The organism is Ruegeria sp. YTSA135, from assembly GCF_059610165.1.
In genome coordinates, this window is the sequence record NZ_JBXWNC010000008.1 from 172,666 (window position 1) to 197,961 (window position 25,296).

Sequence of the window (25,296 nt, forward strand, 5' to 3'; positions counted from 1 at the left end):
ATAGACGGCTCCTGGTATCCGGGGGCCGTTTTTCTCTGGAAGCATTACATAAGCGCCCGTTGGCGCAGTTCCCCACAGCAACACTGGCTTGCCATCAATTGCCCCCCTGCCCTTACCATTCGGGCAGGCGTTGAGTTGCTACCCTCTGGCGCACTGTTCAACCCGCCTAAGGGTCAGCCCGGGGTCGCGTCCAGTTCCGCGCGCAGCAGCCGCGCGGCCCTGCTTTCGAAATCGCCATAATCTGCTGCCTGCTGTTGGATGAACTGCAAGTGCGGCAAGCGTGCGGCAAAGTCCTCAATCGAAGCGGACTGGATCGCGCGGCGGATATCGGCCTCGGACTCACACAGGATCATGCCAGACGTATCGAAGAAATCGCCGATATTCGGGCACCCCCAATAGATCGGTACTGTCGAACAAAGGATCGCGTCGATCAGCTTTTCCGAGAAGTAGTTCCTCTCGCGCACATTCTCGATCACCACGGAATAACGGTAGGGGGCCAGCCCGTCTGATTTTCGCTCGAACGGTGTATATCCCCGGCCCATGATGTCCACATCCGCGCCGGTGTCCCGAACCCAGTCGATCACTGCATGGCGCAGCCTGTGCCCTTCAAGATCGCGCTTGGCTGAGGCGATCAGCGAGCAGGACTTGGTTTTATCAACGCCAAGATCTCGCCAGTCGGGCACCATCGTCACGCCATAGGGCAGGAACACCGCGTTCGGTATGTTTTCAAGCAACACGTCATGGAAGGTGAAAACGCGGAAGAATCGCCGCCAGGTGTAACGCAGCATTCGGTCGTGTTTGCTGTGGATGGCCGAAGGCTCACCCATCATCAGCGAAATGCGTGCTCGCGTGCCACGACGCAGGCGAAGATGCACAGTCGAGTTCGGGTACATGATCAGGTGATCGGTACGCTTTAAATCACCGACCGTCTTGCCGATCAGGCGGTCGGGGCACCCCTCGGGCCAGATCAATTCGGATAATGGGACCGAGGCAAGTTTCGGTCCAAGACGGTACCCATAGGGCAATATTGCGATGGCAGGCTGGGTCATTTAGTGACCTCCGGCAAGTCAACCTGGCCGCGCATCAGAACATATCCGCGTCCCGCAACCTTTATGCCGGTCATCGCATCAACCGGCCCCACGCGTGCCACGGTGGCCTGACCCGGACGGCCCATGTCATGACCTTGCTCAGCCGTAAAGCTGTCCTTGGTCATCAGCCCGTTTTTCCAAAGATAGGCCGCCATCGCACCGGTTGCCGATCCGGTAAAGGGATCCTCGGGCGGGCTAGGCGGTGCCATCAGAAGGCGCGCGAACGTATCGCCCGCGTCTGTCGCGCCCTTGAGTGTCACTAAGAAAGGCTCTGCCATGTCTACACCAGAATAACCAGCCTTCGCAGCAAGCTCGCGCAACGCGTCGACGTTCAGCTTCGCAGCACGAAGTGCATCATGATCACGCAGAACCGTTATGCAAAATGGCAAACCGGTGGACACAAACTGAGGCGGGGAAACTATAGCGTCCTCGGGCAAACTAACGGTGGCAGCAACCATACCGGCAGGTATGACCTTGCCGAATTGCGGCGCGACCTGCGTCATCTCGATCTCGTCGCCGTTCAGGCGGATCGATACAAGGCCCGCGCCGGTTTCCAAAGTCAGCGTATCGCCCGTGATCAGGCCACGAGACTGCATAGCCGCGACCGTTGCTATGGTGGGATGTCCGGCAAACGGGATTTCCCGGCTGGCCAGAAAATAGCGCACGCGAAAATCGGCCACATCGGATGGCCCGGTGAATGTACATTCAACCAAAGATGTCTCGCGCACGTAGGCGGTGCAGACTTCTACCGGCAGGACCGCGCCACCGTGGACAACGGCGCAACCGTTGCCGCCAAAGGCGCGGTCGGTAAAGGCATCTACCCAGTCGAAGTCAAACCAGCTCATGTCATGCGCCCTCAGCTCTGCGCCCCATTACAGAGTCGCATGTCTGGCTTTAAGGGCACCAGATGTCACGGAGAAAATAGTGCGCGTCGGGACTGTATCAGTGCACAGCCACCGGTGAAAAGTCATGTTCGCGTGCCAGAACGAAAGCCAGCTTGCGATCTGCGACCAGCGCCAGTTGCTGACCGTCAGAATTGTGGACGGCGTATAGCTGATTCAGATCACCGGCCTGCTCTCTGACTTCTTGCGGCAGATCGGCGACTTCGACCGTTTTCACATAGACGATCCTATCGCCCCCGGTGTTCAGCTCGATCGGTGTATTCATAGCTCTTACCCCTTTCTTATGTTGATCTTTTGCACCACGGTTTCAGGTACGGCTCGGCTTAGATCCACGTGCAGCAGACCGTTTTCGATAATCGCCTCGCCCACCTCAACACCATCTGCCAGCACGAACATGCGCTGGAACTGACGTGCGGCGATACCGCGATGCAGGAATACGCGCCCCTCGCTATCGTCGCGTTGACGACCCCGGATGACCAGTTGACGATCCTCGATGGTAATCGACAGATCCTCTTCCGCGAAACCGGCCACCGCAAGCGTGATACGGTAAGAAAAATCCGATGTCTGTTCGATGTTATAGGGCGGGTAACCTTCGTTGCCAGCCTTTGCAGACCGTTCCAGAAGGCGTTCCAACTGCTCGAACCCCAAAAGATGCGGGTATGAGCCAAGAGTAAGTTTTGACACGTATTTTCGTCCTTTTTTGTCAAAGCGACGTATGGTGCGGCCCCGTTCCGGCAACCGCGTGTAATAGAATATGGGATTGTTCAGCGATGTCCACAAGGTCTGGCGATATAAACCCTGACGCACTATCTTGTGTGGGAAGCACCACAACAACCATTGAGTCGCCAATGAACGCGCCCACCGATCTATCGATGAAAACAGACGAGGTTTTGCGGGTTGAACTCGAGGTTTTCCGCCGCCAGCACCGCGATCTGGATGAGGCGATCGAGGCGCTGCAATCCACTGGTACGGCCGATCAGCTTACGATCAAGCGCCTCAAAAAGCAGAAATTGCGGCTGAAGGACATTATTCGCCTGATTGAAGACCGTTTAACCCCTGACATCATCGCCTGACGCATTGCCACGAAGTTCGATTTGGATATAGTGCGCGCTCTTTCGAAAGGCAGGGACGCAAGCGGATGAGCGACGTGAAAGTGGGGATCATCATGGGCAGCCAATCAGATTGGCCCACGATGAAAGAAGCCGCAACCATTCTGGATGAGCTGGGCATCGCCTACGAAAAACACATCGTCTCGGCACATCGGACACCGGACCGTTTGTGGGAGTATGGCAAAACCGCCGTGTCGCGCGGATTGCATGTCATCATTGCCGGGGCCGGAGGTGCGGCGCACCTGCCGGGCATGATGGCGTCAAAAACGCGGGTGCCGGTGATCGGAGTTCCGGTGCAGACGCGCGCGCTGTCGGGTGTCGACTCTCTGTACTCCATCGTTCAGATGCCCAAGGGGTTTCCGGTTGCGACCATGGCGATCGGCGCCGCCGGGGGCGCGAATGCTGGTCTGATGGCCGCAGGTATCCTGGCCTTGCAGGACAACGCTTTGGCCATTCGCCTGGACGCGTGGCGCGAAGCACTGTCCGCTTCGATCCCAGAGGAGCCGGTCGATGACTGATGCACTTAAACCCGGCGCAAGAATCGGGATTCTGGGCGGTGGTCAACTGGGTCGGATGCTGTCCGTCGCGGCGTCTCGACTGGGGTTCGTGACTCATATTTTCGAACCCGGCCCCAATCCGCCCGCCGGGCAGGTGGCCGACAGGGTGACAACCGCAGCCTATGACGATGCCGAAGCGCTCAAAGCCTTTGCTGAATCCGTTGATGTCATCACCTATGAATTCGAAAACATCCCGACCGAAGCGCTGGACCTGTTGGAAGCCCATCGCCCGATCCGCCCGGGGCGCGAGGCTTTGCGCGTCAGTCAAGACCGGCTAACCGAAAAGACTTTCCTGCAAGGGCTTGGTCTGAAGACTGCGCCATTCGCCGATGTTACGGACATGGACAGTCTGAACGCCGCAATTGAGCAAATCGGCACCCCGGCCATCCTGAAAACCCGTCGCTTTGGCTATGACGGCAAAGGCCAAGCGCGGTTGCGCAAGCCCGAGGACGCAAAGGTCGCCTTGGCCGACATGGCAGGCGCGCCCGCGATCCTCGAAGGGTTCGTGGATTTCACGCATGAAGTGTCGATCATTGCCGCACGCGGTGTGGATGGTCAGGTCGCCTGTTTTGACCCCGGTGAGAATGTTCACCGCGATGGCATACTCCATACAACGACGGTTCCAGCCCGACTGCGTCCTGCACAGCGTACGGACGCGGTTCTGCTGGCCGCCAACATCCTCAACGCGCTGGATTATGTCGGTGTTATGGGGGTTGAACTGTTCGTAACACCCGCAGGTTTGATCGTGAATGAGATCGCCCCACGTGTTCATAACTCGGGCCATTGGACACAGAATGGTTGCGCGGTGGACCAATTTGAACAGCATATTCGCGCCGTGACAGGTTGGCCTTTGGGCGACGGGCAGCGGCATTCCGATGTGGTCATGCAAAACCTGATCGGTGCCGACATGGACCGTGTTCCTGAACTGGCGCAGGAGCGCGACGTGGCCCTGCATCTTTATGGCAAGGCCGAGGTCAAGGCCGGTCGCAAAATGGGACATTTCAACCGCATTTCGCGGTGATCAGCCGACGAACCGCGCTGCGATATCCCCCGACATATAGCTGACCCGCCCACCAGCCAGCGTGGCTGCAACACGCTGCGTATCAGCGTCAAGAATGACCAGATCAGCGCGTTGGCCCGGTGCCAGCGTGCCACGATCCTGCAACCCAAGTACGCGCGCCGGGCCGGACGATACAAGTGCCCAAGCCCCGGCCATATCCAACAAACCAGATTTGGCCAGCATCAAAGCCGCCCGTCTGGGGCTGGGATAGTGGTAGTCCGAGGCCAGCGCATCGCAATACCCCATGGTGATCAGGTCCAACGCACTGACGTTGCCCTTGTGTGACCCACCACGCACAACATTGGGCGAGCCCAGAATAATATGGTCCCCCGCCGCACGGGCGGCTTCGGCCGCCGCGAGTGTTTCCGGGAATTCGGCAATTCGCGCGCCGCGTGCACGCCAGATGGCGCGGTCCTGCGCCGTTGCGTCGTCATGGCTGCCCATTCGCACACCCTGCGTGGCCAGCACTGCGCACAACGCATCCAGCGCCTCTGGCACTTCGCCGCTGCGGTCATGCATGGATAGCAACATCTCAAAGTGCTTATCCGGATTTCTTCTGGCCTTGAGCGCCTGCCCCGTCAGTCGCGGCGGTTTGCGTCGTTCCGCCAGCCGATCATGCGGTAGGTGGTCGTTGAACACCACGTAGGGCACCTGCCAGTCGGCAATACGTTCCGGCAGGCACGCATAATCGTCCAACATATGCGTTTCGAACCGAAGCTGCGGCATCATATCAGTCACGACACGATCCTTGACCAAGGCGATGGCCTCAAACACCTGCCCCGCGAATTCGGGACCCCGCACGCCGCCCTCCCAACTGTGGAATTGGGCCAGAACCGCAGTGGTGATGCCGTTGGCAGCTAGTTCAGCCTCGACCGAGAGGATGCCTTCGTCCATCTGCTTCATCGCCCCGCGACGCGGTGCGATATGGCGCTCAAATCCATCCCCATGCAGGTCAATGATCCCCGGCAGAACGAGATAGCCAGACAGATCAACCTGCCGCCCTGCGTGATCAGCTTGTATGACGCCGTCGGCCAAAGACAGGTCGGCAGGCACAAGACCGTCCTCCGGCAGCAGCACCTCTGCGCCGGTGAACGTCAGATTTAATGAGGTCATTGGGATGGCTCCGACTCGGGTTCCGAACAATCCTGCCCAAGGCAGATTTCGTCGATGACATGCGTCACCCAGTCCAACCAGGTTATATCGGGATCGAAGCGCCCGAACTCGATGAAATGCAGTGCCTGCGCCATCACGATTGGATTGTTCATCATGAAAGTGTGGGTGACAGGTAAGACGATATGTTCCTTCATGCCCTCAACCTTCGTGGTTTCGACAGACACCTTGCCATCATCCCGGCCATCAATCATCGAGGATGACAGAGGGTTCAGGGAATTCTCGCCGGCGATCACCCCCAGCTCGAAATCCACCGCTGGCAGCTGGCGTGGAATACCCTCGGGTCTGGTGCCCAAGGCCAAACCAGCGGGCCCGTGCAGCATGCCAAAAACCTCAAATGCGCCCAGTTCGTCAACCAACTGGCTTCCCTGGTTCGGCGGGCCAAGCATGACCACGCGCCCCAGATTTTCAGGATGATGGTCCTGCAACCAGTAGCGCAACAAGATGCCGCCCATCGAATGTGCCACCACGTTCACGGTATCATCACCGCAGGCGTCAAAGGCGTCCGGAAGGGTCTGATCGGCCAGCTCGGGAATCGGCAGATCGGTCGAGGGATATCCCGGACGCACCACGGTATAGTCATGAGCCTGAAAAAGCTCTTCCATGACTGCAAAAGACGTTTCGGTCCGCGCAAGCCCATGTAGCAGAACCACACACTTCGCATGGGTTGCAGCAGGCACAAGAAGCAAGAACAGCGCGATCAGATATCTCATAGCCGCCAGATAAGTCCTAACCGCATTCGATGAAACCCCTAGTGCGGCCTCAGGCGCAGAACGGCCAGTGCGATGCCGCCCAAAACCAAAGCTGCACCCAGGATCAGGCGCAGGCTGGCGACCTCTCCCAGCAAAAGCACCCCACCGAGTATGGCGATGATCGGAACGCTCAGTTGAACCACGGCGGCAGTGGTCGGCACCAGCTGCGGCAGAACGCGATACCACAGCGCATATCCCATACCCGAGGTAACGGCACCAGAGACTATGGCCAGACCGTACCCAGCACCTGTCATGCGCCACTCGCCCCCTGCCACAATCAGGGCCAAAGCCGTCAGAGGCAGGGCGACGACGAAATTCGCCGCCGTACCAGCCAGCGCGTCCGGTTCCGAGCGCCCAACCAGCGAGTAGGCTGCCCAGCCGATCCCGGCAGCGGTCATCAGCAGCGATCCGGTTAGATCAACCTGCACCGCGCCAACCGGCCACAGAACAAAGGCAAGCCCCGCAAGGGCAATGACCGCACCCGCGATCTGACGGCGCGTCGGCGCGCTGCCGGTCACAGATGTCACCGCGAACATGGTGATCTGCACCACTCCGAACAGAATGAGAGCACCCAACCCGGCATCCAGCGTCAGATAGGCGATGGAAAACCCGATCATGTACATCGACAACGCCCCTGCCCCCGCGATCCGGCGACGATTGCGCAGCGGTAGGTTCCCAGCCCTGAACCAGACCAGAATGCTTAGAACCAAAGCTCCGGACAGCACGCGGACAACAGCAAAACCAGCAGGATCACTGGCGCCGGTGTCTATCGCCAGTCGGTTCAGGATCGAATTCGCCGCAAAAGCGCACATCGTCAGGGCAGTGAGTAGAAACAATCGCATATCAACCGCATAGCGGTATCGCGCGCGTTTGCACACTCACATTCATACACAACGGTCCGCGAAACGAAACGGGGCCGCCCAAAGGCGACCCCATCCCTTAGCTTTTTTGGCGGTCCCGTTCGGCAGCTTGGCCTCTTGGCCAAGCGCCTGTCGGGGTCGTCAGAATTCGCAGGGCGAATTCGACGTGCTTACATCATGCCGCCCATGCCGCCCATGTCGGGCATGCCACCGGCAGGTGCCGCGCCTTCCTTGGCCGGCTTGTCGGCAACCATCGCTTCGGTGGTGACCAGCAGGCCAGCAACCGATGCCGCATCTTCCAGAGCGGTACGGACAACTTTAGCCGGGTCAATCACGCCGAACGAGAACATGTCGCCGTATTCTTCGGTCTGTGCGTTGAAGCCAAATGCTGCATCGTCGCTCTCACGGACTTTGCCCGCAACAACCGCACCGTCAACACCTGCGTTCTCGGCGATCTGGCGCAGCGGCGCTTCGATTGCCTTGCGAACGATGTTGATACCTGCGTTCTGGTCAGCGTTTGCGCCTTCCAGAGTTTCCAGTGCTTTACCGGCCTGAACCAGAGCAACACCACCGCCGACAACAACGCCTTCCTGAACGGCTGCGCGTGTTGCGTTCAGAGCATCGTCCACACGGTCCTTACGCTCTTTCACTTCAACTTCGGTCATACCGCCGACGCGGATCACAGCAACACCGCCTGCCAGTTTGGCAACGCGCTCTTGCAGCTTTTCACGGTCGTAGTCGCTGGAGGTTTCTTCGATCTGGGTACGGATCTGAGCAACGCGTGCTTCGATCTCGGCTTTCTCGCCAGCACCGTCGACGATGGTGGTTTCGTCTTTGGTGATTTCGATTTTCTTGGCGGTGCCCAGCATGTCCATGGTAACGGACTCGAGCTTCATGCCCAGATCTTCACTGATGACCTGACCGCCGGTCAGGATCGCGATGTCCTGCAGCATGGCTTTACGGCGATCACCGAAGCCCGGTGCCTTGACAGCAGCAATTTTCAGGCCGCCGCGCAGTTTGTTGACAACCAGTGTCGCCAGCGCTTCGCCTTCAACGTCTTCTGCGATGATCAGCAGCGGCTTTTGCGACTGGATCACCTGCTCCAGCAGCGGAACCATCGGCTGCAGCGACGACAGTTTCTTTTCGTGCAGCAGGATCATGCAGTCTTCAAGCTCTGCGATCATCTTGTCTGCGTTGGTCACGAAGTAAGGCGACAGGTAGCCGCGGTCGAACTGCATACCCTCGACAACATCGGTCTCGGTTTCCAGACCTTTGTTCTCTTCGACGGTGATAACACCTTCGTTGCCGACCTTCTGCATCGCGTCAGCAATTTGCTGACCGATTTCGGCTTCGCCGTTGGCCGAGATGGTGCCAACCTGAGCAACCTCTGCCGAGTCCTTGACTTCGCGCGACGCAGCTTTGATGCCTTCAACAACCTTGGCAGTTGCCAGATCGATGCCGCGCTTCAGGTCCATCGGGTTCAGACCAGCAGCAACCTGTTTCAGGCCTTCTTTTACAATTGCCTGAGCCAGAACGGTTGCAGTGGTGGTGCCGTCACCGGCTTCGTCATTGGTGCGGCTGGCGACTTCTTTCACCATCTGCGCGCCCATGTTTTCGAACTTGTCTTCCAGTTCGATTTCCTTGGCAACCGAGACACCGTCTTTGGTGATGCGCGGTGCGCCAAAGGACTTGTCCAGAACAACATTGCGGCCTTTGGGGCCCAGGGTCACTTTTACCGCGTCGGCCAGGGTGTTCACACCCTTCAGCATGCGATTGCGGGCATCGGTGTCAAATTTGACGTCCTTAGCAGACATGTCTTTTCTCCTTGAGAAATATGTTGAGAGTGAGGATCAGAGAAAGCGCGTGGGCTTACTCGATGATCCCCATGATGTCGCTTTCTTTCATCATCAGCAGCTCTTCGCCGTTGACCTGAACCTCGGTGCCCGACCATTTGCCGAACAGAATCTTGTCACCAGCTTTTACAGCCATTGCGATCAGTTCGCCGCTGTCCTTGCGTGCGCCTTCGCCGGTTGCGACGACTTCGCCTTCGCTGGGCTTTTCTTTTGCGCTGTCAGGAATGATCAGGCCGCCTGCGGTTTTCTCTTCGCTTTCGGTACGGCGAACCAGCACGCGGTCATGAAGCGGTTTCAATGCCATCTTTGCAGCTCCTTGGGCTCAAAGTTTATTTATCCTCCCCTCGCCGGCTGGCGAGGCGTTAGCACTCGACCCTTGTGAGTGATAACGACGCATAGCTAGGGGGTCTAAAACGCCGAGTCAACAAGCTGCGATATTTTTTTTTGACAGCGGGGCTCAGTCAGGCTGTTCCCAGCTATAAGCCCAGTGTTCAAGGCCCTTCTCTCCGGCTTCAGTCAGGCTGTAGATGCCCTTTTGAACCTTATCGAACCAACCATAATGGTTGTCACGCATTAAACGGGTTGCCGATGGAACACCAGTGGCCTTCGCCACCTCTGAACCTTTCGTCGCACCACATTCAGCCAGATGCGCGGCACATTTCAATGCGTCCTGCCGATAGGCCGTCACGATGCCGTGCCGGGTTGCACCGCCTGCATTTGGGTCGCCCTCAAGCCGGTCAAATGCCCGCAGCAATTGCGCGGCCTTCGCCCTGCTTTTTCGTGGTGTATATGGGCCGGGATCAGCTTGCACCTCAACCACTCCGTCAGCGCGTACAGTAATCAGGCCAAGACCCAACCGTCGGCAGAGGGACAAATTGTCTTTCAGCGCGCGCCGGGCAGAGCGCCCCGTCGGCTTGCAAACCGCGATATAGACGTAATCTGTTACCTTGAGGCGTGTGATAGCCTGGTGGAACAATGCCAACGAAAACCTCAGCTTTAGCTCGACGATCACCAGCTCATCCCCATCACGCACGGCCACGATATCGGCTGCACCCACCTCGCCTTTGACGGTATAACCCTGACGCTCCAACAGCGCTTTGATCGGGGGATAGAGGTCTTGCTCACGCTTCATGGCTGCATGCTATGCGATTTGCATTGGATTGCCAGCCCGCACCCGCGCCGTAAGTGGAGGTAATGCACAGGCTGGGCACAAGGCAGACCATGCTTGCGTATTTCAGACCAACCGTCGCAGCGGGGCCTATGCCGGGTGACAACCTTGCCAGACCGCCCTATAAGGCGCGCAAATTTATCATCCTCAGGACACTGACATGACAACCCTTGTATTTGGCCACAAATCCCCCGACACCGACTCGACAGGATCGCCGATCCTGTGGGCGTGGTACCTGAACGAAGTCAAAGGTGAAAAGGCCGAAGCGGTACTGTTGGGCGAACCCAACACCGAGGCCGCTTTCCTGCTGCAACGCTGGGATCTGCCCAAGCCGCGCATCATTGACGATGTCGAGGCGGATACTCCGGTTGTGATCGTCGACACGAACAATCCGGCCGAGCTGCCCACCAGCATCAACAGCGCCGACATCCGCGCCATTATCGACCACCACAAGCTTGTCGGCGGGCTGGAAACCAAAGGTCCGATCGACATCACAGTGCGCCCGCTGGCCTGCACAGCAACGATCATGGTCGACCTGATGGGCGATGACGCGGCCAAAATGCCTGACTGGGCAAAAGGAACTGCCCTGACCTGCATCCTGTCTGATACGCTGGAATTCCGCTCACCCACTACCACCCCGCATGACCGAGATGTGGCCGAAAAACTGGCCGCCGATCTGGGCCTGGACATCGCGGCCTACGCTGCCGACATGTTCGCGGCCAAGTCGGATGTCTCGTCCTTCTCAGACGCCGAACTGCTCCGCATGGACAGTAAGGAATACGAGGTGGACGGCACCAAGTTCCGTGTCTCGGTTCTCGAAACCACCGCTCCGGGCGTTGTCCTGGACCGCAAGGCCAGCTTGGCAAGCTCAATGGTAGAGGTCGCCAAGGAAGACGGCGTCGATCAGGTTCTGCTGTTCGTGGTCGACATCCTGAACGAAGAGGCCACCCTGCTGGTTCCCAACGATCTGGTTAAAGGCGTGGCTGAAAAAAGCTTTGGCGCATCGGTCGAAGGTGACGCGGTCGTCCTGCCCGGCATCATGAGCCGTAAAAAGCAGATTATCCCAAACCTTAAGGTCTAAGCGCACTCTAGGCAAAAAAGGCGTCCGAAAGGACGCCTATATTACATGGGTGGCATGCCCTTAAAGCTGGGCATGGCATCCGGGATCACGTGGAAATCCTGCTTCTCCGCAACAAAGACCGCCGCACTTGCCCCACCAAAAACTGATGGGTCATCCAGAGTTCCGATCTTCAGGATCACCGGGTCCACGCCCGGACGAAGCGTGGTGAGGTGTGTTCCGCAGTCCGCACAAAACTCACGCGTGACCGCCAAAGCGCGATCGGTACGCGTATACTGTTTCGGTGCCCCGGCAGTGTATTTGAACCCGTCGCGTGGCAAAAGCACGAACAGGTTGGGGCCTCCACCAGACACATGCTGACACGCTCGGCAATGGCACTGGCCTTTGAAGATCGGCTCGCCCTCGGCCCGATACCGCACGGCGCCACAATAGCATCCACCTTCCACAATCATCAGTGATCTCCTTTTTTGCCGACTATGGACAATGTTCCACAAATCGGACAGCGTCACAATTGACATTATTAGGACCAATTTGGACAAATGCAGAAAGTTCAGGTCGTGATCCTGCACCCCACCCCGTGCCAGATGTCGAGCTTGTTCATCACGAGCGAGATGCTGGAAACCGCAAACCGGGTAGCCCGCTTTCATGGAAGCGAAACGCAGTTCCATGCCACTGTTCTCACGCCAGAGAACTGCGGTCCGGTTTCAGAGTCCCCGGATCTTATCATCCTGCCCGGCCTCGGCACCGCCACCGAACCAGAGGTCAGGGCGACCATGGGTCTAAGCAGTTTTTCAACCGTGGTTGATGCGTTAAAAAACCTGGCAGGGCCGGAAACGGTTGTTGCAGGGGCCTGCTCGGGCTGCTTTGCGCTCGGGGCTGCAGGCCTGTTGGACAGGCGTAAAGTCACGACAACGTGGTGGCTGGCCCCCCTGCTGCAATCCCTGTTTCCTTTGGCGCGCCTTCAGTCCGGTGAGTTGGTTGTTCAGGATGGCAATCTTGTCACTGCAGGCGCGTCGTTTTCTCAAATCGACCTCATGTTGACGCTTATCGAGTGGTTTGCCGGTCTGGCTATTGCCGAAGACTGTCGGCGGTTTCTATTGGCGGACAACCGGTCCAGCCAGCTTCCGTACATATCCGTCGCGACGCTGGTCGCGGGGCACCCTGACCTGCAAAAGGCCGAACTATATGTCAGGCGCAACCTGACGCGACAGATAAGCCTTGCCGAGCTATCTGAGGCGGCCGGTCTGACACCCAGAACCTTTTCGCGCAGGTTATCGAAGGCTACGGCGCTGACCCCATCAGGTTTCATGCAAACCATTCGGGTGACAGAGGCGATCCGCCTTGCGCGCTCGGGCAAACGCACTCACGAGGAAATCGCGGAACATGTGGGATATGCGGATAGCACAGCATTGCGCAGAATCGTCCGTAAGCGCACCGGTCAGACCCTGGAAAGCTTTCGCCGCTGAAGATTTGCCTTTTTGATGGTCAATGCACAGGGGTTGCGGCATATAACGCAGGATTCAGTTTACCCGGACCGTGCATCATGACCCAAATCCTCTCGTCGCTCTCTGAAATCTCTGACCGTTACAAAGCGTTGTTCGTTGATCTTTGGGGGTGCGTCCATAATGGCATCACGGCCTTCCCCGAAGCCGTCGCTGCCTTGCAGGATTACCGCACGAAGGGTGGAGTTGTGGTACTGCTCACAAACTCTCCCAAACCCCGAGCGGGCGTGGCGGAACAATTGGTGCAGTTCAAGGTTCCTGCCGACGCCTATGACACAATCGCGACCAGCGGAGACTCAGCACGGTCCGCGATGTTTCGCGGGGCTGTCGGGCACAAAGTTTACTTCATGGGGGAATGGGAACGCGACGCCGGGTTCTTTGAGCCGTTGAAGCTGCTGCATCACCCGATCCACATTGAGCGTGTGCCGCTGGACCAAGCCGAGGGGATTGTGTGCTGCGGTCCGTTTGATCCGATGGCTGATCCATCAGTGAACCGACCGGATTTCCTGTATGCCAAGACGAAGGGTATGAAACTGCTTTGCGCCAACCCCGATATCGTCGTCGACCGGGGCGAGGTACGGGAATGGTGCGCCGGGGCGCTGGCACGGCTTTATACCGAAATGGGCGGTGAGAGCCTTTATTTCGGCAAACCCCACCCGCCGATATACGATCTGGCCCGCCGCCGGTTGCAGGAACTTGGCTACGACATCCCGAACGGCGACATTCTGGCGATCGGCGACGGCCCGCATACCGACATTCTGGGCGCTATGGGAGAGGGGATTGATTCCCTGTTTATCTCGGGCGGATTGGCCGCCGCCGAGACAAAAACCGAGCATCACCCACACCATGATTCCTTAACTAATTATATTCAAAGGGAAAAAATTAATCCCACCTATACAATCGGCCGCCTGAGGTAATCAGAAAAAGCTTGATTTTCTGCGACTGCGAAGTAATAAAGTTACCCAACTGTGGTAACTTTAGTTTTTTTGTTGCCCGGAAAATGAAAGCGAGGGTGACATGTTGGACAATCTTCCACGCGGCACAATCTGTATTGAAGACATCGAAATGGGCATGAGCCGCCACCTGCGTAAAGTGGTGACAGACGAAGATATTGAGATGTTCGCCCAGGTGTCGACAGACCGGAACCCTGTGCATCTGGATGACGATTACGCCCGCGACACAATTTTCGAGGGGCGCATCGCACATGGGATGCTAACGGCGGGTCTTATCTCGGCCGTGATTGGCGAGCAGCTTCCCGGACACGGTACGGTCTACTTGGGCCAGTCTCTGAAATTCCTGGCTCCGGTCCGTCCGGGCGATATGGTCTATGCCGAGGTCAAGGTGACCGATATCGACTTTTCCAAACGTCGGGTGAAGCTGGATTGTCACTGTGCTGTGGACGGCAAAAAGGTGCTGATTGGCGAGGCAATGGTGCTGGCCCCTTCACGCAAGTTCGACTGATCAAACAAGTGTATTCCGCCTTCACATCACTTGACCTGCGTCATGTAATTTGAACCTTCCCACATTTTTTTTCCGATGCCGACAGATCTGCATCAGAGGTTACCCTTGCCCGCAACAAGCAAATCAGAACTGCTGACGATCACAGAAAAAGAGTTTTCCAAGCTTCGAACTCTGATCGCCGACGTAAGCGAGGCTCAGGCTCTTGCGAAGGATGAAGACGACACGTCCGTGAAGGATATCATTGGTCACAGGGCGCATTGGATAGATTTGTTTCTGGGCTGGTATACCGACGGACAAGCCGGAAAAGAGGTTCACTTCCCGGCAAAAGGCTACAAGTGGAACGAACTGCCCCGCTATAACGCAAATCTGCGCAATCTGCAGGCGGACCTGTCTTGGCAAGACGCAATGAAGGCGCTGGACCTTGGCTACAGAAAACTGATCTCATTTCTGGAAAGCCACACAGATGCAGAACTGTATGTTGGCCCGATGAAGGGAGCGAAAAACAACTGGACAACCGGACGCTGGGCCGAAGCTGCGTGCCCAAGCCATTTCAGGTCGGCAACGAAGTATATCCGCAACCGCTTGCGCTGAGTCCAGTGCGTGTTCCGACCAATCCGGGCCCTAAAGAAATTCACAAGGCATTTTGGACCCGGTGCGAAAATGAGGTGCTTGAATATGGCTGAGAGGAACAGTACCCACACCTCATGCATATCATCCGGGACTATCAATTTATCGAACCTCAGGACCGCGGCGCCAGCGTGGCGATCGGGAATTTTGACGGCGTCCATCTCGGCCATCAGTCGGTGATTGAACTGGCGCGCAATGCGGACCCGGATGCCCCTCTTGGCGTGTTGACCTTCGAACCGCATCCCAGGGAATACTTCGCGCCAGATGCCCCGCCGTTTCGCCTGATGCGTGGCAATACCCGTGCGCACCGGTTGGAAAAGCTGGGTGTTCAGAAACTCTATGAACTGCCCTTCAATGCGGCTTTGGCCGGGCTTACCCCCGAAGAATTTGCCCGCATCGTGATCTGCGACGGGTTGGGCTTGTCACATGTTGTGGTAGGTGCGGATTTCTGTTTCGGCATAGGTCGCAGCGGCACGGCTGATGACATCCTGCAATTTGGCCAGCAAATGGGCTTTGGCGTCACCATTGCCCCCCTGATGCAGCGATCCGAAAACGTCGTGTCGTCCACCGCAATCCGCACTGCGCTGACCGAAGGCCGCCCCCGCGATGCGGCCACCATGCTGGGCCACTGGCACCGGATCGAAGGTGAAGTGATCGGTGGAGAGCAGCGTGGACGCGAGCTGGGTTTTCCCACCGCAAACATGTCCATCGAAGGGCTGCACCCGCCGAAATTCGGTGTATACGCGGTGCTGGTCGATGTGCTGGACGGCCCTCATCAGGGCAGCTACCACGGGGCAGCCTCGGTCGGGGTGCGGCCAATGTTCAACGGCGAAGTGCCCAATATCGAAACTTTCCTGTTCGATTTTTCCGGCGACCTTTATGGCTCAACCCTGTCGGTGGCGCTGGTCGAGTATCTACGACCTGAGATGAAATTTGACGGTTTGAACGGTCTGATCGCACAGATGGATACCGATTGCGACCAAGCCCGTACCCATCTGGCGGCGCTATGACGACAGACCCTATTGATCGCAATGGTCTAGGTCACCGGTTCTGGGAACGCAAGCCACTGACCAAGATGAACCAGCGCGAATGGGAGGCGCTGTGCGATGGCTGTGGCAAGTGTTGCCTGAACAAGCTGGAGGACGAAGATACTGGCGAGGTCGCCCTGACCTGCGTTGCCTGTCGTCTGCTGGATGATGAGACGTGCCGATGCACGCAATATGACATCCGCCACCAGTTTGTGCCGGAATGTATCGTGATGAAGCCTGACAACATCGACGACCACGCCTATTGGCTGCCGCAAACTTGCGCTTACCGTCTGCTGTGGGAGGGCAAACCCCTATACGACTGGCATCCTTTGATCTCCGGTACGCCAGACAGCGTGCACGCCGCCGGAGTCTCGGTCAAGGATCGCACGGTATCCGAGTTCGAAACACCGCTTGAAGAGTGGGAAGATTATATCATTGAGGAGCCCAGCTAATGTATTTCGCTTCTGACAACTCTGGCCCCGTCCACCCCAAGGTCTTGGCCGCATTGAACGAAGCCAACCTGGGCTATCAGATGGCGTATGGGGCGGACACACTGATGAACGAGGTGCGTGATCGCATTCGCGGTATCTTTGAAGCCCCGGGCGCGGCGGTCTATCTGGTGGCCACCGGGACGGCGGCGAATTCGCTGGCGCTGGCGACTTTGGCAAACCCTTGGGATACAATTTTTTGCTCGCCGGTGGCGCATATCCACGAGGATGAGTGCAACGCGCCGGAGTTTTACACCGGAGCCAAGCTGACGCTTGTGCCCGGCGGCGACAAGATGGACCCCGAGGCCTTGCGTCGATCAATTCTGGCTGAAGAAACACGCGGCGTACATGGCCCACAGCGCGGGCCGGTGTCGATCACGCAAGTCACCGAGCGCGGCTCGGTCTATTCGCTGGCGGAATTACAAGCGCTGTGCAGTGTGGCCAAGGAATACAACCTGCCGGTGCACCTCGACGGTGCCCGCTTTACCAACGCACTGGTGGCGCTGAATTGTTCCCCAGCCGAGATGACATGGAAATCAGGTGTAGACGCGGTCAGCTTTGGCGGTACTAAAAACGGATTGATGGGGGTCGAGGCGGTTGTTTTTTTCGACGAAGCCAAAGCCTGGGAATTCGAACTGCGGCGTAAACGCGGGGCGCATCTGCTCTCGAAACATCGGTATCTTTCGGCGCAGATGGCGGCCTATCTGCGGGACGATCTTTGGCTGACCATGGCGCGTCAGGCCAATGCCAACTGTGCGCGTCTGGCTCACGGCCTGCGCGCGAAAGGCGCAACCTTTCTGCACGAACCGCAGGCCAATATGATCTTCGCCCAGTTTTCCCGCGCCCGGCACAAGCAGTTGCATGAGGCCGGGGCGGTCTATCACCTGTGGGGGGCCGATCTGAACGGCGCAGATGACGAAGAAATCCTCGCCTGCCGCCTGGTTTGTGACTGGTCGATCGGTGACGACGATATCGACCGATTCCTTGCCCTGCTTTGAGGGTCGCGCCCTTTAGCCTTTCATCTCGGCAAGGTGCCTGTCCAGATCATTCAGACTGTCCTGACCCCAGAAACGCTGATCGTCTTCCGTGATATAGAACGGTGCGCCGAACACACCGCGATCAACGGCTTCTTCCAGATTGGCGGCGTAGGTTTCGGCACCTACCAGCAGGCCGCTATCAGCCAGGTTTGGATCGAAACCGGCCTGTGACAAGCAATCGCGGATCACATCATCCTGCGCGATGTCTTTTTCTTCAGCCCAGCAGGCGCGCAGGAAAGCTTGGACCAGTTTGCCAACGTCACCAGACCCGTCTTTTACCGCTGCAATCACGGCGTAGGATGACGGTGCCATATTCGTCGGCCAATGTGCCGGTTTAAGATTGAAATCCATTCCGAGGTTCTTTGACTGCCGCAACAAGTCCTGCGCCCGATATTCAATTCGCGACCGATGCCGATCTTTCGGCGGCGTTCCTCCGGTACGACCGAACAGCGCCATGATATCCAGCGGCTTGTAGTTGATGGTGGCGCCGTGTTTGGCCGCGATCTCCTCTAACCGTGCGCCGGCCAGGTAAGTGAAGGGCGAGAGTGTCGCAAAATAGTAGTCAATCTGGGCCATGTGCACTTTCTCCGCTGCGTTATCTTTGCTGGACCGTAAGGCCGTGCTAAGCGGTGTTGAAATCACGAATCTGTCACATTTGCCATTGCTGCCCGGGGATATCAGCCGATGCCGACACTCAACGAACCCAAGCTAATCGCTGGGAACGCCAATCTTCCGCTTGCCGATTCAATTGCTCGCCGCATGAGCCTGTATCGCGGGGTCGACCAGGGCTTGGTCGATGCGCGCGTTGAGCGGTTCAACGATGGCGAAATTTTCGTCGAAGTGTTCGAAAACGTCCGCGGTGAAGATATGTTCATCGTCCAGCCGACCTCGAACCCGGCCAATGACAACCTGATGGAGTTGCTGATCATCGCCGATGCGCTGCGTCGTTCGTCGGCCCAGCGGATCACCGCAGTCATCCCTTACTTCGGCTATGCCCGTCAGGATCGACGCACAAAGGCCCGTACACCCATCAGCGCCAAGCTTGTCGCCAATATGCTGACCGGTGCCGGGATCGAGAGGGTGCTGACCATGGATCTGCACGCTGCGCAGATTCAGGGCTTTTTCGACATCCCGGTGGATAACCTTTATGCGTCACCAATCTTTGCGCTGGATGTCATGCACCAGTTCAAGAACAGCCTGGATGAGATCATGGTGGTCTCGCCCGACGTAGGCGGTGTGGCCCGCGCACGAGAGTTGGCTAAGCGCATAAACGCCCCGCTGTCGATTGTGGACAAACGCCGTGAGAAGGCAGGCGAAGTGGCCGAGATGACCGTTATTGGCGACGTCAAAGACAAGATCTGCCTGATCGTGGACGACATGTGCGACACGGCCGGGACATTGTGCAAAGCGGCGCAGGTTCTGATGGATAACGGCGCCAAGGAAGTTCATTCCTACATCACGCATGGTGTGATGAGCGGTCCTGCAGTCGAGCGTGTGACGAATTCGGTAATGAAATCTCTGGTTCTGACGGATACGATCCAGCCAACCAAGGAGGTCGCCAAGGCCAAGAACATCCGCATCGTCCCAACCGCGCCTATCTTTACTCAGGCGATCCTGAATATCTGGAACGGCACCAGCGTATCATCCCTTTTTGAGGACAAGACACTGCGGCCGATCTATGAGTCGTTGTACCATATGGATTAAGGGTTTGTACTGGGGGGCACGTCATCGTGCCCTTCGGAGTTACGTTTCAGTCGCTGCCCTAACCGGAGAGCTTCGAAACACTCGGCAGGGGCGCCAATACAATCCCTTTATGAAAACGAAAACAGGATTTGATCGACAGCATCTTTTGGTGCAAAGACAGTTGCTGAAGCTGGCTACCTGCCGAGTGAATTCTGTGGACGATCATGCCGGCAACAAAACACTGCTGCAGTATCTGCGCCATCGTCTGATACAGTTTTGTGTCGCAATGAGAAAACGGACCGCCTGACCGCGGATTACGGTCAGGAAATATCCCAATCATCCTCGTGCGCGAGTTCCCCGATTGCCGTCCACACCACGCGGATACGGGCAATCTTGGTGTCTGACCAAGTTCGAAAAATCGCGTTGAAACCGTTCTCGGTGACGTCTTCGACCTTTACTTCGGCACGCAGCGCAGATGACGTGTCCACATCCCAAAGCGCCACGCCAATTTGTACAACCGGGACCGAGCGGAAGGCCTCACTGAACCGAATTTCCGCAGAGCGTTCACGTGGCCCTTCACCAGTCCACATGTCCCCACCCTCAGCAAATTCCGAGAACAGAATCTTTTCGCCCTGATCGACACCAATGGGATGGAAGCTAAATTTTTTCATTTCACTATAAGATTGATTGAATTCCAGTAGGTTATCCCAACCACTGGGCAAAATCACGACAAAAAAACGGCCCCGATACATCGGGGCCGTTTAACTTAGACGATCGCACTTAGGCCTTACAGGCTCATATGCGTTCCAAGGGCTTCCATGTCGGCCAGCAGCTTGGCAGCCTCGTCGACGATGGTCTGATCGTCGCCGTTCTTTGCCTTTTCATGCGAGGCGCGTGCCTCGGCAATCAGCTCATCCAGATGGGCACGGGTTACTTCATCCACCGGAATGGCCTTTTCAGCCAATACCGACAACCCGTCGCCGTTGATCTGAGCAAACCCGCCGGTCACCAGATATTCGCTGGACCCTTCGGGTGCGTCGACCTTCAGGACGCCCGGGCGCAGCGTGGTGATGGTGGGGGCATGGTCAGGCATCGCCGTCATGTCCCCGTCCGCGCCGGGAATCTGGACCGCTGTCGCGCTGAGCGAAGCAAGGCTCCGCTCAGGGCTGACAAGGTCGAATTGCATCGTGTTTGCCATCAGGGATACTCCTTAGGCGGCCGCCGCAGCCATCTTTTCGGCCTTGGCGATCACTTCGTCGATGCCGCCAACCATCAGGAAGGCCGCTTCGGGCAGGTGATCGTATTCGCCAGCAACAACAGCCTTGAACGACGAGATGGTGACATCCAGCGGAACCTGAACACCAGGCGAACCGGTGAAGACTTCGGCCACGTCGAACGGCTGCGACAGGAAGCGTTCGATCTTACGTGCACGGGCCACAGTCAGTTTGTCTTCTTCCGACAGTTCGTCCATGCCGAGGATGGCGATGATGTCCTGCAGCGACTTGTAGCGCTGGAGGATTTGCTGAACGTCGGTTGCAACCTTGTAGTGCTCTTCGCCAACAATCGCCGGGTCAAGCAGGCGTGAGGTCGAGTCGAGCGGGTCCACGGCCGGGTAGATACCCTTTTCAGAGATCGCGCGGTTAAGAACGGTTGTCGCGTCCAAGTGCGCGAACGAGGTTGCCGGCGCAGGGTCGGTCAGGTCGTCCGCAGGCACGTAGATCGCCTGCACCGAGGTGATCGAGCCAGCCTTGGTCGAGGTGATGCGCTCCTGCAGGGCACCCATGTCGGTGGCCAGTGTCGGCTGGTAGCCCACGGCTGACGGAATACGACCCAGCAGAGCCGACACCTCGGAACCCGCCTGTGTGAAGCGGAAGATGTTGTCGACGAAGAACAGAACGTCAGTACCCGACTGGTCGCGGAACTGCTCCGCCAGGGTCAGACCGGTCAGAGCAACACGTGCACGCGCTCCCGGAGGTTCGTTCATCTGACCGTAAACCAGGGCAACCTGCGATTCCGACAGATTGTCCGGCTTGATAACGTTCGATTCGATCATCTCGTGGTACAGGTCGTTCCCTTCACGGGTCCGTTCACCAACACCCGCAAACACCGAGAAGCCCGAGTGCACTTTTGCGATGTTGTTGATCAATTCCATGATCAGAACGGTTTTGCCAACGCCGGCACCGCCGAACAGGCCGATCTTACCGCCCTTGGCGTAAGGGGCCAGCAGGTCGACAACTTTGATGCCGGTGACCAGAACTTCCGACTCGGTCGACTGTTCATCAAAGGTCGGTGCGGGCTGGTGGATCGCGCGGGCCTCAGACGCTTCAACCGGGCCTTTTTCGTCGATCGGCTCACCAACCACGTTCAGGATGCGGCCCAGGGTGGCGTTACCCACGGGCACCGAGATCGGCGCGCCGGTGTCGGTCACCTCTTCGCCACGGACAAGACCTTCAGTCGCGTCCATCGCGATGGTGCGGACGGTGTTTTCACCCAGGTGCTGAGCAACTTCCAGCACCAGGCGCTTGCCGTTGTTTTCAGTTTCCAGCGCGTTCAGAATTTCAGGCAGTTGATCTTCAAAGTGCACGTCGACGACGGCCCCGATGATCTGTGTGACTTTGCCTTTTGCATTCGCCATGTTTCGTCTCCGGTTAGTCTCTACAGCGCTTCGGCGCCGGAAATAATTTCAATCAGCTCGTTGGTGATCACGGCCTGACGCGAGCGGTTGAACTGGATCGTCAGCTTGTCGATCATCTCACCCGCGTTGCGTGTCGCGTTGTCCATCGCGGACATCCGTGCACCCTGTTCCGAGGCCCCGTTTTCAAGCAGAGCTGAGAAGATCGCGGTCGCGACCCCCTTGGGTAGCAGTTCGGCCAGAATGGCCTCTTCGCTGGGCTCGTAATCGAAGACCGCACCGCTGTCGTCACCCTCGGTTTCCTCGAACGAGGCGGGGATGATCTGCTGAGCCGTCGGGATTTGAGTCACAACGTTCTGGAACTTCGAGTAGAAGATCGTGGCAACGTCGAACTCTCCATCGTCAAAGCGGGTCAGGATATCCTTGGCGACGTCCTGCGCATTTGCATAGCCGATGCGCTTGACCTCGCTCAGGTCGATATGTCCAACGAACAGATCGCCAAAATCACGCTTGAGCGCGTCGCGGCCTTTCTTGCCAACGGTCAGGATTTTGACCGTTTTGCCCTTACCGCGCAGCTCTTCCGCCTTGGCGCGAGCCAGCTTGGCTATGTTCGCGTTGAAACCGCCACACAGGCCGCGTTCTGCCGTCATGACAACCAGCAGATGGACATCCTCACTGCCCGTTCCACGAAGCAGCTTGGGGGCGCTGTCGCTGCCCCCGACCGAAGCGGCCAGTCCTGCCATCACGGCATTGAACCGCTGGGCATAGGGACGTGACTGTTCGGCAGCTTCTTGGGCGCGGCGCAGTTTTGCGGCCGCGACCATCTGCATGGCCTTAGTGATCTTGCGGGTCGATTTGACCGACTCGATCCTGTTTTTAAGGTCCTTAAGATTTGGCATGTGCCCGCCTCTCCCTTAAGCGAAGGTTGCGGCGTATTCGTCCAGCGCAGCCTTGATCCTGTCAGAAGCGTCACCCTTGATCTTGGGATCTTCGTCCGTGATCCACTTAAGAAGGTCGGCATGCTTTCCGCGCAGGTGCGACAGCAGACCAGCTTCGTAACGACCGACATCCGAGACGCTGATCTTGTCGAGGTACCCGTTGGTTCCCGCGAAGATGACGCAGACGATTTCCGCGTTGGTCAGCGGCGAGTATTGCGGCTGTTTCATCAGCTCAGTCAGACGCGCACCACGGTTCAGCAGCTGCTGAGTTGCGGCATCCAGGTCCGAGCCGAACTGCGCAAACGCAGCCATTTCGCGGTACTGCGCCAGTTCCAGCTTAACCGGACCGGCAACCGATTTCATCGCATCGGTCTGGGCGGACGAGCCCACACGCGAAACCGACAGACCAGTGTTCACAGCAGGACGGATGCCCTGATAGAACAGTTCGGTTTCCAGGAAGATCTGACCATCGGTGATCGAGATCACGTTGGTCGGAATAAACGCTGATACGTCTCCACCCTGGGTTTCAATAACCGGCAGAGCGGTCAGCGAGCCTGCACCGAAATCTTCATTCAGCTTCGCCGAACGCTCCAGCAGACGGGAGTGGAGGTAGAAAACGTCACCCGGATACGCTTCACGGCCCGGCGGACGGCGCAGCAGCAGGGACATCTGACGATAGGACACAGCCTGTTTTGACAGGTCATCATAGATGATCAGCGCGTGGCGGCCATTGTCACGGAAGTATTCGGCCATCGCGGTCGCGGCGTAAGGTGCCAGGAACTGCATTGGCGCCGGGTCGGACGCGGTCGCAGCAACAACGATCGAGTATTCAATCGCGCCGGACTCTTCCAGTTTCTTCACCAGCTGCGCAACGGTCGAGCGCTTCTGACCAACCGCAACGTAAACGCAGTACAGTTTCTTCGACTCGTCGTCGCCAGCTGCGTCGTTGTAAACTTTCTGGTTCAGGATGGTGTCCAGAGCAACGGCAGTTTTACCGGTCTGACGGTCACCAATGATCAGCTCACGCTGGCCACGGCCGATCGGGATCATCGCGTCAACCGATTTCAGTCCGGTAGCCATCGGCTCATGCACCGATTTACGCGGGATGATGCCTGGGGCCTTAACGTCTGCAACGCCACGCTTGGAGGCGTTGATCGGGCCTTTGCCGTCCAGCGGGTTGCCCAGACCGTCAACAACACGGCCCAGCAATTCGTCACCAATCGGAACGTCCACGATCGAGTTGGTGCGCTTAACAGTGTCACCTTCTTTGATGTCACGGTCGGAACCAAAGATAACGACACCAACGTTGTCGCTTTCCAGGTTCAGCGCCATGCCCATGATGCCGCCGGGGAATTCGACCATCTCACCGGCTTGTACATTGTCCAGACCGTATACACGGGCAATCCCGTCACCGACGCTCAGCACGCGGCCGATTTCGGCTACTTCGGCTTCCTGACCAAAATTCTTGATCTGGTCCTTCAGGATTGCAGAAATCTCTGCAGCTTGGATTCCCATTTATCCGACCTCTTTCATTGCATTCTGTAGGGAGTTGAGCTTGGAACGGATCGAGCTATCGATCATCTTCGAGCCCACTTTAACGACAAGACCGCCGATGAGGCTTTCATCCACGGTCGCATTGATTGTCACGGTCTTGCCCACACGCTCGGACAGCGTTTTGGACAGTTTTTCCATCTGAGTTTTGGTCAGCGCTTTGGCCGAAGCGACATCGGCGGTCACTTCGCCACGCTCTTCGGCCAGCATGTCACGCAGAACCTGCACCAGTTGCGGCACAACAAACAGGCGACGCTTTTGCGCCATCAGGCCCAGCGTGTTGCGCAGAATTGCATGCAGACCCATTTTGTCGGCAATGGCAGTGATCGCGCCTTCCTGTTCAGCGCGTGAAACCAGAGGCGAGGCGATCAGGTCGCGCAAGTCGGCGCTTTCGCTCAAGGCCGCCGCCAGATCATTTATGCCGGTTTCCAGGCCTGCAAGGTCATTATTCTCTTTTGCAATCTCAAAGATTGCGGTGGCATAGCGCTCGGCAATGCCTGTGGAAATCGAAGCTGGTTCGGACACGTCCACCCTTCCGATACTTTAGGCCCCGAATTCGCGTTGCGGCAGCTACCCCGGGGGCGTGAAGACACCCCGTCCATTTAGGGCGGGGATCAAAATCACCGGGGATGTAGCAGAGCCTATCCAACCAAGCAATACGCTATAGCGGTAACAGAAATATCCACAAATTATTAATTTTCATACACTTACGCAAAGTGCGACGGTTTGGACCCGTTGACGCAGTTGAAAAA

31 protein-coding genes are annotated in these 25,296 nt (G+C 57.6%); 12 read left to right on the forward strand and 19 right to left on the reverse strand.

Translation table 11 applies throughout. The annotated features are described in order from the left end of the window. Positions 1-173: 173 nt before the first annotated feature. From AC2FIT_RS12785 to AC2FIT_RS12800, 4 genes are all read right to left on the reverse strand, one after another. Positions 174-1,049: a hypothetical protein gene (locus AC2FIT_RS12785; RefSeq protein WP_496829989.1), complete on the reverse strand. Its 876-nt coding sequence runs from the start codon at positions 1,047-1,049 to the stop codon at positions 174-176. Further along, on the reverse strand, positions 1,046-1,933 hold the full coding sequence (locus AC2FIT_RS12790; RefSeq protein ID WP_496829991.1) for a PhzF family phenazine biosynthesis protein: 888 nt from the start codon (positions 1,931-1,933) through the stop codon (positions 1,046-1,048). Before AC2FIT_RS12790 ends, AC2FIT_RS12785 begins: the two co-directional genes overlap by 4 nt. A gap of 97 nt (positions 1,934-2,030) precedes the next feature. Beyond that, positions 2,031-2,255 carry a DUF1150 family protein gene (locus AC2FIT_RS12795; RefSeq protein WP_496829993.1) on the reverse strand — a complete coding sequence of 75 codons (225 nt, stop codon included), beginning with the start codon at positions 2,253-2,255 and terminating at the stop codon, positions 2,031-2,033. A gap of 5 nt (positions 2,256-2,260) precedes the next feature. After that, a complete protein-coding gene (locus AC2FIT_RS12800) occupies positions 2,261-2,674 on the reverse strand; it encodes an Hsp20 family protein (RefSeq protein ID WP_496829995.1) in 414 nt (137 codons plus the stop codon). Positions 2,675-2,838: 164 nt separating this feature from the next. Here AC2FIT_RS12800 and AC2FIT_RS12805 point away from each other — a divergent pair, with 164 nt between their 5' ends. The 3 genes from AC2FIT_RS12805 (at position 2,839) to AC2FIT_RS12815 (ending at position 4,677) form a co-directional block, all read left to right on the forward strand. After that, on the forward strand, positions 2,839-3,063 hold the full coding sequence (locus AC2FIT_RS12805) for a YdcH family protein (RefSeq protein WP_058280035.1): 225 nt from the start codon (positions 2,839-2,841) through the stop codon (positions 3,061-3,063). A gap of 65 nt (positions 3,064-3,128) precedes the next feature. After that, entirely contained in the window at positions 3,129-3,617 is a 489-nt protein-coding gene (gene purE / locus AC2FIT_RS12810) for a 5-(carboxyamino)imidazole ribonucleotide mutase (RefSeq protein WP_496829997.1), read from the forward strand. Continuing rightward, positions 3,610-4,677 (forward strand): 5-(carboxyamino)imidazole ribonucleotide synthase, encoded by a 1,068-nt coding sequence (locus AC2FIT_RS12815; RefSeq protein ID WP_496829999.1) that lies wholly within the window; start codon positions 3,610-3,612, stop codon positions 4,675-4,677. The genes purE and AC2FIT_RS12815 overlap by 8 nt, the downstream gene beginning before the upstream one ends. Here the strand turns inward: AC2FIT_RS12815 and AC2FIT_RS12820 are convergent, their stop codons facing one another. From AC2FIT_RS12820 to AC2FIT_RS12845, 6 genes are all read right to left on the reverse strand, one after another. Continuing rightward, positions 4,678-5,829, reverse strand: coding sequence for an alpha-D-ribose 1-methylphosphonate 5-triphosphate diphosphatase (locus AC2FIT_RS12820; RefSeq protein WP_496830001.1), 1,152 nt, complete (start codon positions 5,827-5,829; stop codon positions 4,678-4,680). It lies immediately after the preceding gene. Continuing rightward, positions 5,826-6,599, reverse strand: a complete 774-nt coding sequence (locus tag AC2FIT_RS12825) for an esterase/lipase family protein (RefSeq protein ID WP_496830003.1) — start codon at positions 6,597-6,599, stop codon at positions 5,826-5,828. Before AC2FIT_RS12825 ends, AC2FIT_RS12820 begins: the two co-directional genes overlap by 4 nt. Before the next feature lie 38 nt (positions 6,600-6,637). Continuing rightward, positions 6,638-7,480: a DMT family transporter gene (locus AC2FIT_RS12830; RefSeq protein ID WP_496830005.1), complete on the reverse strand. Its 843-nt coding sequence runs from the start codon at positions 7,478-7,480 to the stop codon at positions 6,638-6,640. Between the two features lie 188 nt (positions 7,481-7,668). Continuing rightward, entirely contained in the window at positions 7,669-9,312 is a 1,644-nt protein-coding gene (gene groL / locus AC2FIT_RS12835) for a chaperonin GroEL (protein ID WP_496830007.1), read from the reverse strand. A 55-nt stretch (positions 9,313-9,367) separates the two neighbouring features. Next, the gene (gene groES / locus AC2FIT_RS12840; protein ID WP_039523824.1) at positions 9,368-9,655 is read right to left on the reverse strand and encodes a co-chaperone GroES; all 288 of its coding nucleotides are present in this window, start codon (positions 9,653-9,655) and stop codon (positions 9,368-9,370) included. Between the two features lie 153 nt (positions 9,656-9,808). Beyond that, positions 9,809-10,483: a DUF2161 domain-containing phosphodiesterase gene (locus tag AC2FIT_RS12845; protein ID WP_496830009.1), complete on the reverse strand. Its 675-nt coding sequence runs from the start codon at positions 10,481-10,483 to the stop codon at positions 9,809-9,811. A 196-nt stretch (positions 10,484-10,679) separates the two neighbouring features. Here AC2FIT_RS12845 and AC2FIT_RS12850 point away from each other — a divergent pair, with 196 nt between their 5' ends. After that, a complete protein-coding gene (locus AC2FIT_RS12850; protein ID WP_496830011.1) occupies positions 10,680-11,600 on the forward strand; it encodes a manganese-dependent inorganic pyrophosphatase in 921 nt (306 codons plus the stop codon). Between the two features lie 41 nt (positions 11,601-11,641). Here AC2FIT_RS12850 and AC2FIT_RS12855 read toward each other — a convergent pair whose 3' ends face one another. Further along, positions 11,642-12,049, reverse strand: coding sequence for a GFA family protein (locus AC2FIT_RS12855; protein WP_496830013.1), 408 nt, complete (start codon positions 12,047-12,049; stop codon positions 11,642-11,644). 87 nt (positions 12,050-12,136) lie between these two features. Here AC2FIT_RS12855 and AC2FIT_RS12860 point away from each other — a divergent pair, with 87 nt between their 5' ends. From AC2FIT_RS12860 to AC2FIT_RS12890, 7 genes are all read left to right on the forward strand, one after another. Further along, positions 12,137-13,063 (forward strand): GlxA family transcriptional regulator, encoded by a 927-nt coding sequence (locus AC2FIT_RS12860; protein ID WP_496830015.1) that lies wholly within the window; start codon positions 12,137-12,139, stop codon positions 13,061-13,063. A 77-nt stretch (positions 13,064-13,140) separates the two neighbouring features. Further along, a complete protein-coding gene (locus AC2FIT_RS12865) occupies positions 13,141-14,016 on the forward strand; it encodes an HAD family hydrolase (protein WP_496830017.1) in 876 nt (291 codons plus the stop codon). Between the two features lie 100 nt (positions 14,017-14,116). Next, positions 14,117-14,560, forward strand: coding sequence for a MaoC family dehydratase (locus AC2FIT_RS12870; RefSeq protein WP_068336412.1), 444 nt, complete (start codon positions 14,117-14,119; stop codon positions 14,558-14,560). Positions 14,561-14,665: 105 nt separating this feature from the next. Further along, positions 14,666-15,151, forward strand: a complete 486-nt coding sequence (locus AC2FIT_RS12875) for a ClbS/DfsB family four-helix bundle protein (RefSeq protein WP_496830019.1) — start codon at positions 14,666-14,668, stop codon at positions 15,149-15,151. Between the two features lie 113 nt (positions 15,152-15,264). Then, positions 15,265-16,197, forward strand: a complete 933-nt coding sequence (locus AC2FIT_RS12880) for a bifunctional riboflavin kinase/FAD synthetase (RefSeq protein WP_496830021.1) — start codon at positions 15,265-15,267, stop codon at positions 16,195-16,197. Beyond that, positions 16,194-16,667: a YcgN family cysteine cluster protein gene (locus AC2FIT_RS12885; RefSeq protein ID WP_496830022.1), complete on the forward strand. Its 474-nt coding sequence runs from the start codon at positions 16,194-16,196 to the stop codon at positions 16,665-16,667. The genes AC2FIT_RS12880 and AC2FIT_RS12885 overlap by 4 nt, the downstream gene beginning before the upstream one ends. Continuing rightward, on the forward strand, positions 16,667-17,701 hold the full coding sequence (locus AC2FIT_RS12890) for a threonine aldolase family protein (protein ID WP_496830024.1): 1,035 nt from the start codon (positions 16,667-16,669) through the stop codon (positions 17,699-17,701). Before AC2FIT_RS12885 ends, AC2FIT_RS12890 begins: the two co-directional genes overlap by 1 nt. A 12-nt stretch (positions 17,702-17,713) precedes the next feature. Here AC2FIT_RS12890 and AC2FIT_RS12895 read toward each other — a convergent pair whose 3' ends face one another. Then, positions 17,714-18,316, reverse strand: coding sequence for a 2-hydroxychromene-2-carboxylate isomerase (locus AC2FIT_RS12895; protein WP_496830026.1), 603 nt, complete (start codon positions 18,314-18,316; stop codon positions 17,714-17,716). Positions 18,317-18,424: 108 nt separating this feature from the next. Between AC2FIT_RS12895 and AC2FIT_RS12900 the strand changes: the two genes are divergently transcribed. Continuing rightward, positions 18,425-19,444: a ribose-phosphate pyrophosphokinase gene (locus tag AC2FIT_RS12900; RefSeq protein WP_496830028.1), complete on the forward strand. Its 1,020-nt coding sequence runs from the start codon at positions 18,425-18,427 to the stop codon at positions 19,442-19,444. Positions 19,445-19,502: 58 nt separating this feature from the next. Here the strand turns inward: AC2FIT_RS12900 and AC2FIT_RS12905 are convergent, their stop codons facing one another. The 7 genes from AC2FIT_RS12905 to AC2FIT_RS12935 all read right to left on the reverse strand — a co-directional run bounded on the left by AC2FIT_RS12905 (position 19,503) and on the right by AC2FIT_RS12935 (position 25,069). Then, a complete protein-coding gene (locus AC2FIT_RS12905; protein WP_496830030.1) occupies positions 19,503-19,685 on the reverse strand; it encodes a hypothetical protein in 183 nt (60 codons plus the stop codon). 58 nt (positions 19,686-19,743) lie between these two features. Further along, positions 19,744-20,094 (reverse strand): H-type lectin domain-containing protein, encoded by a 351-nt coding sequence (locus AC2FIT_RS12910; protein ID WP_496830032.1) that lies wholly within the window; start codon positions 20,092-20,094, stop codon positions 19,744-19,746. Positions 20,095-20,210: 116 nt separating this feature from the next. Beyond that, a complete protein-coding gene (locus AC2FIT_RS12915) occupies positions 20,211-20,621 on the reverse strand; it encodes a F0F1 ATP synthase subunit epsilon (protein ID WP_068336258.1) in 411 nt (136 codons plus the stop codon). A gap of 12 nt (positions 20,622-20,633) precedes the next feature. Continuing rightward, positions 20,634-22,058 (reverse strand): F0F1 ATP synthase subunit beta, encoded by a 1,425-nt coding sequence (atpD, locus tag AC2FIT_RS12920; RefSeq protein ID WP_496830034.1) that lies wholly within the window; start codon positions 22,056-22,058, stop codon positions 20,634-20,636. Positions 22,059-22,078: 20 nt separating this feature from the next. Beyond that, positions 22,079-22,954, reverse strand: a complete 876-nt coding sequence (locus AC2FIT_RS12925; protein WP_496830036.1) for a F0F1 ATP synthase subunit gamma — start codon at positions 22,952-22,954, stop codon at positions 22,079-22,081. Positions 22,955-22,969: 15 nt separating this feature from the next. Next, the gene (gene atpA / locus AC2FIT_RS12930) at positions 22,970-24,508 is read right to left on the reverse strand and encodes a F0F1 ATP synthase subunit alpha (protein ID WP_496830038.1); all 1,539 of its coding nucleotides are present in this window, start codon (positions 24,506-24,508) and stop codon (positions 22,970-22,972) included. Next, positions 24,509-25,069 carry a F0F1 ATP synthase subunit delta gene (locus AC2FIT_RS12935; protein WP_068336269.1) on the reverse strand — a complete coding sequence of 187 codons (561 nt, stop codon included), beginning with the start codon at positions 25,067-25,069 and terminating at the stop codon, positions 24,509-24,511. Positions 25,070-25,296: the final 227 nt, after the last annotated feature.

What these genes read in the sequence shown, in the direction of transcription:
- AC2FIT_RS12785 (WP_496829989.1), bottom strand. Translation starts at nt 1,049, where the DNA reads ATGACCCAGCCTGCCATCGCAATATTGCCCTATGGGTACCGTCTTGGA.
- AC2FIT_RS12790 (WP_496829991.1), bottom strand. Translation starts at nt 1,933, where the DNA reads ATGAGCTGGTTTGACTTCGACTGGGTAGATGCCTTTACCGACCGCGCC.
- AC2FIT_RS12795 (WP_496829993.1), bottom strand. Translation starts at nt 2,255, where the DNA reads ATGAATACACCGATCGAGCTGAACACCGGGGGCGATAGGATCGTCTAT.
- AC2FIT_RS12805 (WP_058280035.1), top strand. Translation starts at nt 2,839, where the DNA reads ATGAACGCGCCCACCGATCTATCGATGAAAACAGACGAGGTTTTGCGG.
- purE (WP_496829997.1), top strand. Translation starts at nt 3,129, where the DNA reads ATGAGCGACGTGAAAGTGGGGATCATCATGGGCAGCCAATCAGATTGG.
- AC2FIT_RS12815 (WP_496829999.1), top strand. Translation starts at nt 3,610, where the DNA reads ATGACTGATGCACTTAAACCCGGCGCAAGAATCGGGATTCTGGGCGGT.
- AC2FIT_RS12820 (WP_496830001.1), bottom strand. Translation starts at nt 5,829, where the DNA reads ATGACCTCATTAAATCTGACGTTCACCGGCGCAGAGGTGCTGCTGCCG.
- AC2FIT_RS12825 (WP_496830003.1), bottom strand. Translation starts at nt 6,599, where the DNA reads ATGAGATATCTGATCGCGCTGTTCTTGCTTCTTGTGCCTGCTGCAACC.
- AC2FIT_RS12830 (WP_496830005.1), bottom strand. Translation starts at nt 7,480, where the DNA reads ATGCGATTGTTTCTACTCACTGCCCTGACGATGTGCGCTTTTGCGGCG.
- groL (WP_496830007.1), bottom strand. Translation starts at nt 9,312, where the DNA reads ATGTCTGCTAAGGACGTCAAATTTGACACCGATGCCCGCAATCGCATG.
- groES (WP_039523824.1), bottom strand. Translation starts at nt 9,655, where the DNA reads ATGGCATTGAAACCGCTTCATGACCGCGTGCTGGTTCGCCGTACCGAA.
- AC2FIT_RS12845 (WP_496830009.1), bottom strand. Translation starts at nt 10,483, where the DNA reads ATGAAGCGTGAGCAAGACCTCTATCCCCCGATCAAAGCGCTGTTGGAG.
- AC2FIT_RS12850 (WP_496830011.1), top strand. Translation starts at nt 10,680, where the DNA reads ATGACAACCCTTGTATTTGGCCACAAATCCCCCGACACCGACTCGACA.
- AC2FIT_RS12855 (WP_496830013.1), bottom strand. Translation starts at nt 12,049, where the DNA reads ATGATTGTGGAAGGTGGATGCTATTGTGGCGCCGTGCGGTATCGGGCC.
- AC2FIT_RS12860 (WP_496830015.1), top strand. Translation starts at nt 12,137, where the DNA reads ATGCAGAAAGTTCAGGTCGTGATCCTGCACCCCACCCCGTGCCAGATG.
- AC2FIT_RS12865 (WP_496830017.1), top strand. Translation starts at nt 13,141, where the DNA reads ATGACCCAAATCCTCTCGTCGCTCTCTGAAATCTCTGACCGTTACAAA.
- AC2FIT_RS12870 (WP_068336412.1), top strand. Translation starts at nt 14,117, where the DNA reads ATGTTGGACAATCTTCCACGCGGCACAATCTGTATTGAAGACATCGAA.
- AC2FIT_RS12880 (WP_496830021.1), top strand. Translation starts at nt 15,265, where the DNA reads ATGCATATCATCCGGGACTATCAATTTATCGAACCTCAGGACCGCGGC.
- AC2FIT_RS12885 (WP_496830022.1), top strand. Translation starts at nt 16,194, where the DNA reads ATGACGACAGACCCTATTGATCGCAATGGTCTAGGTCACCGGTTCTGG.
- AC2FIT_RS12890 (WP_496830024.1), top strand. Translation starts at nt 16,667, where the DNA reads ATGTATTTCGCTTCTGACAACTCTGGCCCCGTCCACCCCAAGGTCTTG.
- AC2FIT_RS12895 (WP_496830026.1), bottom strand. Translation starts at nt 18,316, where the DNA reads ATGGCCCAGATTGACTACTATTTTGCGACACTCTCGCCCTTCACTTAC.
- AC2FIT_RS12900 (WP_496830028.1), top strand. Translation starts at nt 18,425, where the DNA reads ATGCCGACACTCAACGAACCCAAGCTAATCGCTGGGAACGCCAATCTT.
- AC2FIT_RS12905 (WP_496830030.1), bottom strand. Translation starts at nt 19,685, where the DNA reads ATGGCGCAGATACTGCAGCAGTGTTTTGTTGCCGGCATGATCGTCCAC.
- AC2FIT_RS12910 (WP_496830032.1), bottom strand. Translation starts at nt 20,094, where the DNA reads ATGAAAAAATTTAGCTTCCATCCCATTGGTGTCGATCAGGGCGAAAAG.
- AC2FIT_RS12915 (WP_068336258.1), bottom strand. Translation starts at nt 20,621, where the DNA reads ATGGCAAACACGATGCAATTCGACCTTGTCAGCCCTGAGCGGAGCCTT.
- atpD (WP_496830034.1), bottom strand. Translation starts at nt 22,058, where the DNA reads ATGGCGAATGCAAAAGGCAAAGTCACACAGATCATCGGGGCCGTCGTC.
- AC2FIT_RS12925 (WP_496830036.1), bottom strand. Translation starts at nt 22,954, where the DNA reads ATGCCAAATCTTAAGGACCTTAAAAACAGGATCGAGTCGGTCAAATCG.
- atpA (WP_496830038.1), bottom strand. Translation starts at nt 24,508, where the DNA reads ATGGGAATCCAAGCTGCAGAGATTTCTGCAATCCTGAAGGACCAGATC.